The following is a 14,871-nucleotide window of genomic DNA, read 5'->3' as shown; positions in this document are numbered from 1 at the left end:
CAAAGTCAGCGCTACCATGAACCAAAACCAATAAGTTATTAATCGGCTCTAAAGATTGTTATATAAAAGCTAAATGGCTTTGGTGAATACTTGAGTCCTGAATTGTCATACTCAGTATCAAGGCGCCATTCAGGATTAAGGCGTGATAAAAATAAGTGCTAATCGAATGGCATTGTAATCAATACTTTGCTTAAGATGATCGAATATTGGACGCAGTTTGATACTACCATCATCATTGAAATCATTTGGATTATTGGCGACTTTAATCGCGACATAGGCGTTGCCCACTGCCGTCATAACCTCATCGGCTGGGCGCAAATGGTCACAAGCGAGGCTAGGGTCTTGAGATTTTAATTCGCCAATATGACGCATAATGGTCGATTGTGACAACTGACGTGCTTGTGAGATTTCTGCAATCGACAAGCTCTCTTCTAATAGCACCCGTGTCGCTAATAAGGTGCTTTCGGACTTATCAGAAACTTGATTGCCCAGTTTTTGTTTTTTGTCTATTTGCGCTTGCTGCTGCTCACGGCGCTTTTTTTGCAGAGTGGCATAAGCATCAATGACTGACTTACTGAGCGTACCGCCCGATTTTAAAATAAACTTCTCATGTGCCTGCGTCATGCTCTCTTCATCAAGCATCGCATAATTGGCATCGGCTTCTTCTGACAGTACCAAAAACCGTTTGTCTGCACCGCGTGCCAACGGATCGAGTTGCAAGCTCATGTCGTTCATACCCAGCAACTGCAAACCTGCCAGCGACTTTAGCCGTGACAATGCCACATAGCCCTGCCCAAGCTCAAAAGTACGTGATAAGTCAATCTCAGCAGCATCAAGCGTCATGCCTTGTGATTTATGAATGGTAATCGCCCACGCTAGACACAGCGGTACTTGCTCATAGCTTGCCAGCACATCGCCCGTCTCATCTTCGATGATCCATTCTTCAGGCTCAGCGACAACTTCACGCCCTGAATTGAGCCGAACCACGGGCATTTTTTGCGTCGTTGGCTTTTTAGATTTTGGTTTCTCTTTCTCTTTTATGGCTTTTTTACTTTTGCCTTTTACATTCTTATCAGTCTCAATTTCAGCACTGTCGTCATCGTCTTCGATTAAATCATCACTACTGTCTTTGCTATCATCATTAATTTTTACTGCGGCAAAACCAATCAATTCACCCATCGTACCGTTGGACACGCCAAGTTCGGTATTGTTTTTGATAAACATCACCTTAGCACCGACTTTTAGTACCAAATCGTCTTGGGTACGTACCGTTTTTTTAAGCGTCTCAACCAATTTACTGTCGCCCGTAGACGTAGCGGTAAAGCGCATCATCTCGCCCTCTAACGCGGCAAGCTCTTTATCATTGATGCTATTAACGTTGAGATTGTGGGTATAAAGACGGGTACGTTTGATATCGACATTTTGATCAAAGGTCGCCTCCAGCGCGGCAATCGATTCAAAAGTGACTTTCTGACGACGGATTTGGTTGAGAATATCGTCCAAATCAAGCCCGCCATTTGCCGCTTCACTGACCTGTCTGTGTTGCTCAGATAAATAGCAAATATGGAACTTGGCATCGAGCCATGCCTCAGACATAAACGCGAATTTTTCACGGTTGGTTTCACCCTTACTACCAATGGGCGGTAACTGGAAAAAGTCCCCTGCGACGACGACCTGAATACCACCAAACGCTTTGTCATTTTTGCGGATATGCTTGAGTACTTGGCTGACCAAATTGAGCTGCTTGGCATGCAACATCGATATCTCATCAATGACCAATACCGCGGTGTCTTTTAGTCGGTCTGCTAGGAATTGCTTGCGTGATAAATTACTCAAATCACGATCAGACAGCTCATCTTTGATACCGATGCCTGACCAGCTATGAATCGTCGTGCCGTTCATGTGCGTAGCAGCAATACCAGTACTCGCGGTGACGGCGACAGGCACACGGCGTGCGCGTAAATAGTCGATGTATTGATTGAGAGTATAAGTCTTACCTGAACCTGCTGAGCCAGTCAAAAAGACATTTTGACCCGTTTTTAAGATATCAAGAGCAGAAGATTGACGCATATATCCAAACCAATTAAGTTAATAGTAATAAGAAAAATAGAATAAGAGCAAGTTATGAGAGAGAAAGCTGCCAACAATTATAGCAGCTACATCCGTTTTGCGGACGACTTTAACCCTGATAAGCCACATAACTTAAAGTTATACGATACGGAATATATCATTATAAAAAGTCATTATCGCTCATCGCTAAAGCTCAGTACGATAGAGTCATAGCTTGGTCAGGATGGCCAAATATTTATGCTTAAGTCGTTTGTTCTTAAATAGTCATAATACACAACAAGGAGTGGTTAATGTTATACGCTTATCCCAATACTGAAGATAGTCCTGTCCAATTCCGTAAAAAATATGACAATTTCATCAATGGTGAGTGGGTCGCACCAATCGATGGTGAATACTTTGACAACTCAAGTCCAATCGATGGTAAAGCCTTCTGTCAGATCGCGCGTTCAAAAGAAGCCGATGTTGAAGCTGCACTAGATGCCGCTCATGCGGCAAAAGATGCTTGGGGCAAAACGAGTGTCACTGATCGCTCTAATATGTTGCTCAAACTTGCCGACGGTATCGAAGCCAATTTAGAGGCAATCGCTATCGCCGAAAGCTATGAAAACGGTAAACCCGTACGTGAAACCCTCGCTGCTGATATTCCAATCGCCATCGACCATTTGCGTTACTTCGCTGGCGTTATTCGCGCACAAGAAGGCGGCATTAGCCAAATTGATGAAGACACAGTCGCCTATCATTTCCATGAGCCTCTAGGCGTCGTCGGTCAAATCATTCCTTGGAACTTCCCTATCCTAATGGCAATTTGGAAAATTGCCCCAGCACTTGCAGCTGGTAACTGTATCGTCCTCAAGCCTGCCGAGCAAACCCCTGCTTCTATTTTGTACATGCTTGACTTAATAGGCGCGGCGGACATTTTACCTAAAGGCGTATTAAACGTTGTTAATGGCTTCGGCGTTGAAGCCGGTAAGCCAATCGCTTCCAACCCGCGTATCGATAAAGTGTCCTTTACTGGTGAGACCACCACTGGTCGCCTCATTATGCAATATGCCAGTGAAAATATCATTCCGGTCACGCTAGAGCTGGGCGGCAAAAGTCCAAATATCTTCTTTGCCGATATCATGGATGAAGACGATGACTTCTTAGATAAGGCAGTTGAGGGCTTGGTGATGTTTGCGCTGAACCAAGGCGAAGTCTGTACTTGCCCATCACGCGCCCTCGTCCACGAAAGCATCTATGATGAATTTATGAAACGCTGTATCGCTCGCGTTAAAGCCATCAAAATGGGCAACCCGCTCGATACTGATACCATGATTGGAGCCCAAGCCAGCTCAGATCAGCTAGAAAAAATCCTATCTTATCTCGATATCGGTAAAAAAGAAGGTGCAAAAGTGCTTGTCGGTGGTGAAGTCGCTAAACATGATGGCGACATGGCAAACGGTTATTATGTGCAGCCCACCATCTTTGAAGGCACCAATGATATGCGTGTGTTCCAAGAAGAAATCTTTGGCCCTGTACTCGCTGTCACTACTTTTAAAGACGATGAAGAAGCAATGGCTCTCGCCAATGATACCTTGTACGGCCTTGGTGCTGGGGTATGGACGCGTAATGGCACTCGCGCTTATCGTTTCGGTCGTGGCATTAAAGCTGGTCGCGTTTGGACAAATTGCTATCACCTCTATCCTGCGCATTCCGCGTTTGGTGGTTATAAGCAGTCTGGTATTGGTCGTGAAAACCATCTAATGATGCTCGATCATTATCAACAAACCAAAAACATGCTGGTATCGTACAGTCCTAAAGCGATGGGCTTCTTTTAAGCCTGTCTTTAAAAGCACTTTATGGCAAAACCGGTAAAGTGCGACCTCGATGCTCGCCGAGCATCTTAATGTAAAGAGCGATGACAAGGAGTTACAACGTGAGTAATAAAATGAAAGCGGCCGTACTGCATGAATTCGGACAACCCTTACAGATTGAAGAAGTAGATATTCCGACTCCAGGTGCAGGTCAAATCGTCGTAAAAATGCAGGCATCAGGCGTCTGTCATACCGATTTGCACGCCGTTGAAGGCGATTGGCCAGTCAAGCCTAGCCCGCCGTTTATCCCAGGCCACGAAGGCGTTGGTCTTATCACTGCGGTTGGTGATAATGTCCATCACGTCAAAGAAGGTGATAGAGTTGGTGTACCTTGGCTTTACTCTGCTTGTGGGCATTGTACCCATTGCTTAGGTGGTTGGGAAACCTTATGCCTAAGTCAAGAGAACTCTGGCTACTCAGTCAACGGCAGTTTTGCTGAATATGTCCTAGCGGATGCCAATTATGTTGGTATTATTCCTGAAGGTGTTGACTCTATTGAGATTGCCCCCGTTTTGTGTGCCGGAGTTACTGTCTACAAAGGGCTAAAAATGACCGATACCAAACCAGGTGATTGGGTCGTCATTTCAGGTATTGGCGGTCTGGGACACATGGCGGTTCAGTATGCCATTGCGATGGGATTGAACGTTGCTGCTGTCGATATTGATGATGACAAGCTTACATTCGCCAAAAAACTGGGTGCAAAAGTCACTGTTAATGCGAAAAAGACCGACCCTGCTGAATATCTACAAACAGAAATCGGCGGTGCTCATGGTGCGCTCGTGACAGCGGTATCGTCAAAAGCCTTTGATCAAGCATTAGGCATGTTACGACGCGGTGGTACTTTGGTATGTAATGGTCTACCAACGGGTGAATTCCCAGTATCCATTTTTGATACTGTTTTAAACGGTATTACCATTCGTGGCTCAATCGTTGGTACACGTCTCGACTTGCAAGAGTCGCTAGATATGGCAGCAGCAGGCAAAGTAAAAGCCACCGTTACCGCTGAGCCATTAGAAAATATCAATGATATCTTTGATCGTATGCGTGATGGCAAAATCGAAGGTCGCATTGTCATTGACTATAGTCTGTAGCCATAGGCCTTATGATATTTTGAGATTCGTAACACTGTCTCAATGACTGGCTAGATTAATCATCAGTAATTAATGGGTCGTATCGTTTTCAACCACATATGATAAATGATGTGAGTGAATATGATGCGACCCTTTATATTTTACTCAGTATGATTATGAAAGACATCCATTCGGGTTTAACGATAAGGAAATCATTATGAAAGTGACAGCGACCCCATCCTGCAAAGCATTAATCGACTTACTAAAATCTAAGCACGGTGAGCTGATGTTTCATCAATCAGGCGGCTGCTGCGATGGCAGTTCACCCATGTGTTATCCATTGGGCGAATTTAAAGTAGGCGGACAAGATGTACTCGTCGGCGAGTTAGTCGGCTGCCCCTTTTATATGGGTAAGGCACAGCACAAGCTCTGGCAACATACCGATCTGATGATAGATGTGGTCGATGGACGCGGGGCCAGTTTTTCGCTTGAGATACCTGAAGGTAAGCGCTTTATCGTACGCTCAGAAGTGTGTTCGGTATAAGTTTGTGTACAGTAGAGCACAAACAATCCATAAGCCTAACTTCACAGCACGCTTCTGTCATGTTACCTCTCAACAAGCAGACACTACTTAGTCATTTTTATTTTATTATTCCAGCAAAATAATAGATACTGTAATGCTTACCCGATTTCAGTAAATGCATTTTAACAAATGCGTTTTAATAGGCATGGATGCTATAAGGAATATGACATGGAATTTGATAAAAAGTTTGATTACGTCATCGTGGGTGGTGGCTCTGCAGGCTGCGTAATTGCCAGCCGTCTCACAGAAAACCCAGATATCAGCGTTTGCCTATTAGAATATGGCGGTGATGGCAAAGATCTTGCGGTGCGTGTCCCTGCTGGATTGATTCTGTTAGTCCCTGGTAAGCCGCTCAAATTGAACAATTGGTGCTTTCATACTACGCCTCAGACTCATCTCAATAACCGACGTGGTTTCCAGCCACGTGGACAGTGCTTGGGCGGCTCATCCGCAATCAATGCAATGATTTATACGCGCGGTAGTGCGCTCGATTATGAACGTTGGGTAGAACAAGGCTGCACTGGCTGGGGATTTGACGATGTGCTGCCCTACTTTATCAAAGCAGAAAACAATATTCACGGCAGCGATGAGCTGCATGGCGATAGTGGTCCGCTGCATGTCAGCGACTTACTAAGCCCACGTGATATCTCCAAAGCATTCGTAGAAGCGGCCATCACCAATGGTTTAGATCATAACCAAGACTTTAATAGTAAAAAACAAGATGGTACGGGCTTATATCAAGTCACTCATTTCCATGGCGAAAAACAAGGTCAGCGCTGCTCTGCTGCAGCCGCTTATCTACATCCGGTACAAAGCCGACCAAATCTAACCGTCATCACCCATGCCCAAGCCAACCGAGTCATCTTTGAAGACAAACAAGCCGTTGGCGTCGCTTATGAAAAAGATGGCGTCGAGCACACGGTCATGGCGCGTCATGAAGTCATATTATCTGGGGGCACTTTTGGCTCACCCAAAGTCCTGATGTTGTCAGGTATTGGACCTGCTGAGCATCTACAATCGCATGGCATCGACGTCGTGGTAGATGCGCCCGATGTTGGTGGTAATCTACAAGATCACTTAGACGTCGTCTTTGATTACGAGGTCAATACCACTGACGTCATCGGCATCGGTATGGCAGCAATGGCGACATTGCCTAAGAGCATTCGGCAGTGGAGAAAGGACGGTACAGGGATACTATCTACCAATTATGCAGAAGCAGGTGCCTTCTTTAGTGTGGGTGATGCGCCAAAAGAGTGGCCAAATACCCAATTACACTTTGTTATATCGCGCGTGATTGAGCATGGTCGCGATTTGAGACGTGGCTATGCCATTTCTTGTCACAGTTGCTACCTACGCCCCGAAAGCCGCGGTACCGTCAGGTTGGACTCCGCCGACCCTTCAGACACTGTATTGATTGATCCAAACTATCTCTCGCACCCAAAAGATGTAGAATATATGATTGCAGGCGCGGAGCGTACGCGCGCCATCATGCAAGAACCACCCATCGCCAAATATATTACTGAAGACTACCCTGCCCCTTATATCGAAAAAGACGGCATACTCGGTTATATCCGTAATAAATCAGATACCATTTATCATCCTGTGGGCACTTGCCGTATGGGTTCAGATGGCAAGTCCGTGGTTGATTTAGAGCTGAAAGTACGTGGCGTAAATGGACTAAGGGTAATCGATGCTTCAGTCATGCCGACACTCATTAGTGCCAATACCAATGCGCCAACCATTATGATTGCTGAAAAAATAGCAGACCTTATTAAGGCAAAACATATTGATGTTGAATTAGTCACTAGGTAGATCAGAATTGCTTCAATCTCTCATAACCTCAATATCTCATGAATTGGCATACACAAAATGTAACCAATTTATTTCTAATTGTTTTTATTGAGTAAATTATAATTAAGGAGCAATACATTATTGCGTCTCATTCCTGTTGGTATCACAGGGATAGAAAGAAACAATGATTGATAATATTGGTCAAAATAATATCAAAATGAGCAGAAACCCATGTTTTTTATAAAAATTAGTTCAAATATTTCTTGCATTACGGCTATTTATGAGAGTATATTCAAACAACTATTCATATCTTTATGTTTTTAAATACATCAATTAAAGTTATATCAACTTAATTTATGTATTTTTTTGTAAAAAATATATTGTTAGAATAAATACTAAAAGTCAGTTTAGTGCTTGCTCATTGTATTTCTTGCAAATTGTATTCATGGTCGAATACGAACTAGGTAAATACATGAGCGATTACCTATCATTACATGGAACGTAATAATGCAAAAATCATTTTTTAAACTTACGATGTTGGCCACGCTTATCTTGGGTGTGAGCGCTTGTAGTGGAGACAACAAAACCACTGATGAATCTGCTGCTAGCTCAGATGCTAAAGCAGCCAAAACCTTGCTTTACTGTTCAGAAGGTAGCCCTGCTGGTTTCGATCCAGCACAGTACACCGCAGGTACAGATTTTGATGCAAGCGCCTACCCTATTTATAACGGTTTGGTGCAATTCAAAAGAGATGGTACTGAGATTCAGCCAGGACTGGCTGAAAGTTGGGATATTAGCGAAGATGGCAAGACTTACACCTTTAATCTACGTAAAGGCGTCAAGTTCGGTAAAACAGACTATTTCACACCAACCCGCGATTTTAACGCAGACGACCTTATTTTTACGCTAGAACGTCTCACCGACCCAGACTTCGAATTTAATAAAGCCTATCCTGCTGAGTTCCCATATTCAGTTGGCATGGGACTGCCTGATATTATTGCTAACATTGAAAAAGTTGACGATTACACGGTAAAAGTCACCCTAAGCGAGACTAACGCGCCATTTTTACAGAACTTAGCAATGCCGTTTGCTTATATCAATTCTGCTGAATATGCAGACAAGTTGATGGCTTCTGGTAATGCCGCTGATCTTAATACCAAACCGGTTGGTACTGGTCCTTTCGTCTTTACTTCTTATCAGAAAGACGCGCAAATTCGTTATACCAAAAACCCAGACTATTGGGACAAAGATAACATCTACATCGACAACCTTGTGTTTGTCATTACCAAAGATTCAGCCGTTCGCGCGCAAAAAGTTCAAGCGGGCGAATGTCATGTATCCGCTTATCCAAAGCCTGCCGAAATTGAATCGGTCAAAAAATCCGGTAAAGTCACCGTTCTTGATCAACCAGGCTTCAACGTCGGCTATGTGGGCTACAACGTCGAAAAACCGAAGCTTAGTGATCTTAAAGTTCGTCAAGCATTAGATATGGCGATTAATAAAGACGCGATTATCAATGCGGTCTATCAAAGCGAAGGTCTCAAAGCGACCAACCCGATGCCACCAACGCAGTGGGGTTACGACAAATCGCTTAAAGATGCACCTTATGATGTTGAAAAAGCAAAAGCGTTAATTAAAGAAGCAGGTGCTGATAATATGAGCATCAACTTGTGGTACATGCCAGTCCAACGTCCGTACAACCCCAATGCCAAGCTAATGGCTGAAATGTTGCAAGCAGATTGGGCGAAGATTGGCGTTAATACCAAACTGGTAACCTATGAGTGGGGCGAGTATCTAAAACGCGCTGCTAAAGGTGAGCCTGATGTGATCTTGGCAGGTTGGACGGGCGACAATGGCGATCCAGATAACTGGCTAGGTTCATTACTGTCTTGTGACGCCGTCGGTGGTAACAACTACTCACGCTGGTGTAACAAAGACTTTGATAATTTAGTCATGAAAGCGCGTCAGGTGACCAATCAAGATGAACGTGTGGATGACTATGTACAAGCTCAGCAGATATTCAAAGAGCAACTTCCTTGGACAACAATGGCGCATTCGGTAGTAACCGTATTCACTGCACCAAACGTTGTGGATTTCAAAATTAGTCCGCTTGGTGCCGTACGCTTCGATGGCGTGAAGGTTGAATAGCCTTAGCTAATTAAGTCCGGTACGACATGCACTATTATTTAATTTGTATTCGGCTGGCTCAGAGTCTCTGTTCCAGCCGTATTTATATGCGTTAAATAATTTTCATTTAAGTGCTTGTCATTTAAGTATTTTGTTACTTAAATGCATGGTCACGGACGACTTCATTCATTGCTATCACTCCACTCATTGAATCACAACTATTGAGCAGCCCATGCTACTTTATATTCTGCGCCGTATTGCCATTCTCATTCCTGTCTATCTTGGCTTAACGCTATCGACCTTTACGTTGATTCGTCTCGTACCGGGCGATGCTGTCGAGATCATGATGGGCGAGCGTATGGTCGATCCAGAGCTACATGCTCGCGCCTTAGAAAGACTTGGATTAGATAAACCACTCGTTGTCCAATATTGGGACTATTTGACAGGTATATTGACCGGTGACTTTGGTCAGTCTTTCCGGACTCGTTCTCCCGTATTACAAGACTTTTTTGCTCACTTCGTACCAACCTTAGAGTTGGCGTTGTGCGCGATTGTCATTGCTAGTGTCATTGGTGTGAGCTTAGGTATTTTTGCCGCCTTACGCCGTGGTACTTGGATTGACTATACCCTAATGTCAGGAGCACTGGCAGGATACTCGATGCCGATCTATCTATTGGGACCTATCCTAACAGGTATATTCGCTCATTATCTCGGCCTTTTACCCGTTGCTGGAGTAATTTCTGTCGCACAGTTCTTAGATGTCCAACCACTGTACGGTTCATGGTTACTTGGCTCTCTCACGTCAGGAGAACCTGGCGCATTCTGGAATGTGGTCAAACACTTTATCTTGCCTTCGATTGCCTTATCGACTATCCCACTCGCCATGATCGCGCGGATGACACGCTCTGCGATGTTGGAAGTGTTGGATGAAGACTATGTGCGTACCGCGAGGGCCAAAGGCTTATCGCCACGCCGCGTGATAATGATACACGTGATGCGTAATGCGTTGATTACCGTGGTCACTGTGGTTGGCTTGCAGATGGCGACATTGCTTGCGGGCGCGATTATCACTGAGACTATCTTTAGCTGGCCGGGCGTTGGTAATTGGCTCCTCGATGGCTTTTTCACTCGTGATTATCCTATTGTGCAAAACGGTATCTTGTTGGTAGCGACTGCCTTGATTTTGGTTAGTTTATTTATTGATATTTTGTATGGTCTGATCAATCCACGTATCCGACATACTGCTTAATCTAACATTGATAAATACTCATATTATAAATAGTGACGATTGGCGTTTGCATGGCTTTAGAATTTATTAGCAAAATCTGAATCCTTTTTAGGAATAAGATTCTAGCCATTTTCAACGCGTTCGGTACTATAGGAAATGCTCATGAAGCCTTCTGTTCTTCCCTCTGATCTCAACCTGATGGCCGCCGCACCACCATCGTCTTGGCAGCTGTTTTTATCGACGTTCTGCCGAAATAAAGGCGCGGTGCTGGGTTTTATTGTACTAACGTTAATGGTTATTATTGCCATACTCGCGCCTGCCATTGCTCCTCACGATCCTTATGAGCTATTTACTGGTCAAGAACAACTACCTCCAGCCTTCTTAAGTGGCGGCGATGCTATGTTTTGGCTAGGTACTGATGATGCCGGACGAGATACCTTGTCTCGGGTGATGTATGGCGCGCGTTATTCCCTGTTTATCGGTCTGAGCGCGACGACTCTTGCCATGTTAGTCGGTGTTTCATTAGGGCTTAGTGCCGCATTTTGGCCAAAAGTCTGGGGCAAAGCCGTCATGCTGGTCAATGATATCTTAATGTCTTATCCAAGCTTACTATTGGCCATCATTATTGCCGCTATCTTAGGTCCTTCTATGACCAATACGATTATTACGATTGCACTGGTCTGTACGCCACCTTTTATTCGGCTGACTCGTGCTACCGCGATGGTAGAGCTACAGCGCGAGTACTTTGTCGCTTCACAAGTGATGGGTGCTGGCGTACTTCGCCTATTGTTTATCACCATTTTACCCAACTGTATGGCGCCGCTTATCGTACAAGCAACGATGATTTTCTCTTCTGCTATTTTAGAAGCGGGTGCCATTGGTTTCTTAGGCTTTGGTGTACAGCCACCTGATGCTGAATGGGGCGCGATGCTCGGTACGGCACGTCAGTATATTCAAAGCAATGTTTGGCTCGCTATTTGGCCAGGTGTCGCTATCTTCTTGGCTGCATTGTCGATTAACTTGACTGGTGATGGCTTACGTGATGCGCTCGATCCCAAATTGAAGCAGGTGACCTAAGATGACTGATACTTTAATTAAAACGCCTACTACTCACACTTCTATGAATGGCGCATCAACAAAAGAATCACCGTTGCTGTTAGATATTGAAAATCTTTCGGTCACTTTTGGTCAAGGAAAGCGTGCCTTTCGCGCTGTCGATGACGTGTCTTTAAAAATCACACAAGGTGAAGTCATCGCTGTCGTGGGTGAATCCGGCTCAGGTAAGTCGGTCACGATGATGGCGCTAATGGGACTATTACCGCCGTCTGCGACCGTCCGTGCCAAGCGAGTGATGTTTGATAATAAAGACATGATCAGTATGCCTGCCAAAGAAAAACGCGGCATCATTGGTAAAGATATCTCTATGATCTTTCAAAACGCAATGTCTTGCCTCAATCCAAGCTTTACCGTTGAGATGCAGTTGGGTGAAGTTCTGCGCAAGCATCTTGGTTTGCGCGGTGCAGCAGTACAGGCACGTATATTAGAGCTGCTAGAACTGGTCGAAATGCCTGACGCCAAAAACCGACTCAAAGTCTATCCGCATCAACTCTCAGGCGGTATGAGCCAGCGCGTTATGATTGCAATGGCGCTTGCTTGTGAACCAAAACTGCTCATCGCCGATGAACCGACCACCGCACTTGATGTCACCGTGCAAGCACAGATAATGGATTTGCTCGGTCGTCTACAACGCGAAAAACAAATGGCGATGGTACTGATCACCCATGATCTAGGCCTTGTCGCACAAAACTCACGTGATGTTGCGGTCATGTATGCTGGACAAGTGGTTGAAACCAGTACCGTGCCAGAGATTTTCCAAAACCCTGCACACCCTTATACCGAAGCCTTGCTACAAGCCATTCCTGAACTGGCCATCGGTCAAGATCGATTGAACAGCTTACCCGGTGTTGTACCAAGCCAATATGATCGCCCAAGCGGTTGTTTATTGTCTCCTCGTTGCCCTTATAAAGAGCCAACTTGTGACGTGCCACCGCCCATTTTAGATACGCCAAATGGCAAGGTGCGCTGTATTCATGCTGATCCCTCTTCTCGCACCCCTATCTCTCACGCTGCTATTTTGGAGTCACAAGTATGAGTAATAAAGTGGTTTTAAAAGCAGACAATTTACACAAGCATTACCCAGTATCACAAGGATTGGGTAAAGCAAAAGCATACGTTAAAGCCCTAAATGGTATCTCATTCGAGCTTGAAGCTGGGAAGACACTGGCAATCGTTGGTGAGTCAGGCTGCGGCAAATCAACCCTTGCTCGCCAGCTGACGCTCATCGAGGAGCCTACGCAGGGCGAGCTATTTATCAACGATGAAGGCACGACTGGCTACAGCAGAAAAGCGTTAAAAGAGTTGCGTACCGAAATTCAAATGGTCTTCCAAAACCCTTATGGTAGCTTAAATCCGCGCCATACTATCGGGTATCAGTTGACGGAACCATTAGATATTCATACCAAACTGTCTAAAGAGGAAAAACGTGACAAAATCAACGAGATGATGAGAAATGTCGGCCTACGTCCTGAACATGCTGGGCGTTTTCCACATATGTTTTCGGGTGGTCAGCGCCAACGTATTGCCCTCGCCCGCGCCATGATGCTCAATCCTAAAATCGTCGTCGCTGATGAGCCAACTTCCGCGCTTGATGTATCGATTCAAGCGCAGGTTCTAAATCTATTTATGGACTTGCAGGATGAGTATCGTACCGCTTACGTCTTTATCTCGCATAACTTATCGGTCGTACGTCATGTCGCTGACGACGTGATGGTCATGTATTTGGGTCAGGCCGTCGAGCACGGCCCTAAAGAAGCGATTTATAATGCACCAAAACATCCGTATACCATCGCTTTATTGGCGGCGGCACCAACGGTAAATGGCCATAAAAATGATTTGACGCTACAAGGTGAGCTACCAAGCCCGCTTAATCCGCCAAGTGGCTGTGCCCTACATAAACGCTGCCCATATGCCAAACAGCAATGTAGCGAAGTAGAACCAAAACTGCGCGAATGGGATGGTCGACTAGTTGCTTGTTTACGTTTAGAAGAAATCTACGGTTAAGAGGACTAACGACTAAGCAATATTAACCACACCTCGACACTTAGGAAACTGCGCGCACCCATAAAAGGATTGTCCTTGGCGTGCGCCTTTTTTTGCAATGCGTTTGAGCATCTCACCGTTACATCTGGGACAGGTTGGCGTTTGGACGAGACTAGCGGTATAGTCTGTTACCTCAAATATCGCAGGCGCTTTTACCTGTGGGTCAGATTCTACAATCTCAAACGGCGTAAGAAACACTTTATCGGCAATATCATGCGACATACTGGTATGCGGTGTGATGGTCTGCTGAGTATTCAGACTATCCATTAGTAAATCGCTAGATTCAATCTCAGTCTGACCAGACCATCGGTGCACTTCTCTACTTTTCAGAGTGGCTCGTTTAGCATTTTCTTTTACTATCGGCTCAGGTGTAAGATTATCAGTATTCTTGCTTGGGTTGCTATGCTTGTCTTTTAGGTAGGCTTTATGCTGCCGATTGGTGCGCCACGACTTGCTAAACCTATTGCTTTCTATCTGCTCAACAATGGATTTGACCTCATCTTCAGTTAGTATCTTATCTTGCTTTTTCTTCACATACGAGACCATACCACTCGTCAATACATGCTCGGGTAGCTCATCACGGGTTTTTAGTTCACATTCACCGATGAAAGCAATCATCGAATGAAAGTAGCTCAACTCCAAGCCTAATAAATCTGCGAGCGTCTTAATATGTAGATAATTTTGATGTAATGGGTTCTGAAATTTGAATTTACTTCCATTTTGAAAAACTTTCGTCCACTGTTTTTGCTTTTCGCTACCATATATCCAGCCTTTATAATTTTTGGTTTCGATGACAAAGATGCCGTATACAGAGACGATGATATGATCGATTTGAGTACTACCACCGTTGGCTCGTGGTAAGGTAATACCGTTTAATCGGTGATAGACATTTTTGTCTAGTTTTAACCACATGGCGACATTGATAACGGTCTCGCCTAGAAAGCCTTTGAAAGTGGATTTGAGGGACATGGTTTTTTTCTTGAAAGTGGT

12 protein-coding genes are annotated in these 14,871 nt (G+C 44.8%); 10 read left to right on the top strand and 2 right to left on the bottom strand.

Annotated elements, in window-relative coordinates:
• Positions 1-135 precede the first annotated feature (135 nt).
• Positions 136-2,070 (bottom strand): AAA family ATPase, encoded by a 1,935-nt coding sequence (locus JMX93_RS04355; protein ID WP_499203965.1) that lies wholly within the window; start codon positions 2,068-2,070, stop codon positions 136-138.
• A 54-nt stretch (positions 2,071-2,124) separates the two neighbouring features.
• On the opposite strand from JMX93_RS04355, the gene JMX93_RS04350 reads away from it, so the two are divergent.
• From JMX93_RS04350 to JMX93_RS04305, 10 genes are all read left to right on the top strand, one after another.
• Positions 2,125-2,283, top strand: a complete 159-nt coding sequence (locus JMX93_RS04350; RefSeq protein WP_198331704.1) for a hypothetical protein — start codon at positions 2,125-2,127, stop codon at positions 2,281-2,283.
• 77 nt (positions 2,284-2,360) lie between these two features.
• Positions 2,361-3,887, top strand: a complete 1,527-nt coding sequence (gene exaC, locus JMX93_RS04345; RefSeq protein WP_499203964.1) for an acetaldehyde dehydrogenase ExaC — start codon at positions 2,361-2,363, stop codon at positions 3,885-3,887.
• 98 nt (positions 3,888-3,985) lie between these two features.
• On the top strand, positions 3,986-5,014 hold the full coding sequence (gene adhP, locus JMX93_RS04340; protein ID WP_193011664.1) for an alcohol dehydrogenase AdhP: 1,029 nt from the start codon (positions 3,986-3,988) through the stop codon (positions 5,012-5,014).
• A 196-nt stretch (positions 5,015-5,210) separates the two neighbouring features.
• Complete coding sequence (locus JMX93_RS04335; RefSeq protein ID WP_443510050.1) at positions 5,211-5,537, top strand: DUF779 domain-containing protein; 327 nt, start codon at positions 5,211-5,213, stop codon at positions 5,535-5,537.
• Between the two features lie 207 nt (positions 5,538-5,744).
• Positions 5,745-7,388: a GMC family oxidoreductase gene (locus JMX93_RS04330; protein ID WP_499203963.1), complete on the top strand. Its 1,644-nt coding sequence runs from the start codon at positions 5,745-5,747 to the stop codon at positions 7,386-7,388.
• A 486-nt stretch (positions 7,389-7,874) separates the two neighbouring features.
• Positions 7,875-9,515 carry an ABC transporter substrate-binding protein gene (locus tag JMX93_RS04325; protein WP_499203962.1) on the top strand — a complete coding sequence of 547 codons (1,641 nt, stop codon included), beginning with the start codon at positions 7,875-7,877 and terminating at the stop codon, positions 9,513-9,515.
• Between the two features lie 211 nt (positions 9,516-9,726).
• Entirely contained in the window at positions 9,727-10,743 is a 1,017-nt protein-coding gene (locus JMX93_RS04320) for an ABC transporter permease (protein ID WP_499203961.1), read from the top strand.
• 141 nt (positions 10,744-10,884) lie between these two features.
• A complete protein-coding gene (locus tag JMX93_RS04315; protein ID WP_499203960.1) occupies positions 10,885-11,799 on the top strand; it encodes an ABC transporter permease in 915 nt (304 codons plus the stop codon).
• A 1-nt stretch (position 11,800) separates the two neighbouring features.
• The gene (locus JMX93_RS04310; protein WP_499203959.1) at positions 11,801-12,874 is read left to right on the top strand and encodes an ABC transporter ATP-binding protein; all 1,074 of its coding nucleotides are present in this window, start codon (positions 11,801-11,803) and stop codon (positions 12,872-12,874) included.
• A complete protein-coding gene (locus tag JMX93_RS04305; protein ID WP_499203958.1) occupies positions 12,871-13,842 on the top strand; it encodes a peptide ABC transporter ATP-binding protein in 972 nt (323 codons plus the stop codon). The genes JMX93_RS04310 and JMX93_RS04305 overlap by 4 nt, the downstream gene beginning before the upstream one ends.
• A gap of 12 nt (positions 13,843-13,854) precedes the next feature.
• On the opposite strand, the gene JMX93_RS04300 is transcribed toward JMX93_RS04305, so the two are convergent.
• Entirely contained in the window at positions 13,855-14,850 is a 996-nt protein-coding gene (locus JMX93_RS04300) for an NERD domain-containing protein (RefSeq protein ID WP_499203957.1), read from the bottom strand.
• Between the last annotated feature and the right edge of the window lie 21 nt (positions 14,851-14,871).

This window comes from Psychrobacter muriicola 2pS (genome assembly GCF_904846535.1).
GTDB lineage: Bacteria > Pseudomonadota > Gammaproteobacteria > Pseudomonadales > Moraxellaceae > Psychrobacter > Psychrobacter aquimaris.
This window is presented reverse-complemented; position numbering and strand designations above follow the sequence as displayed.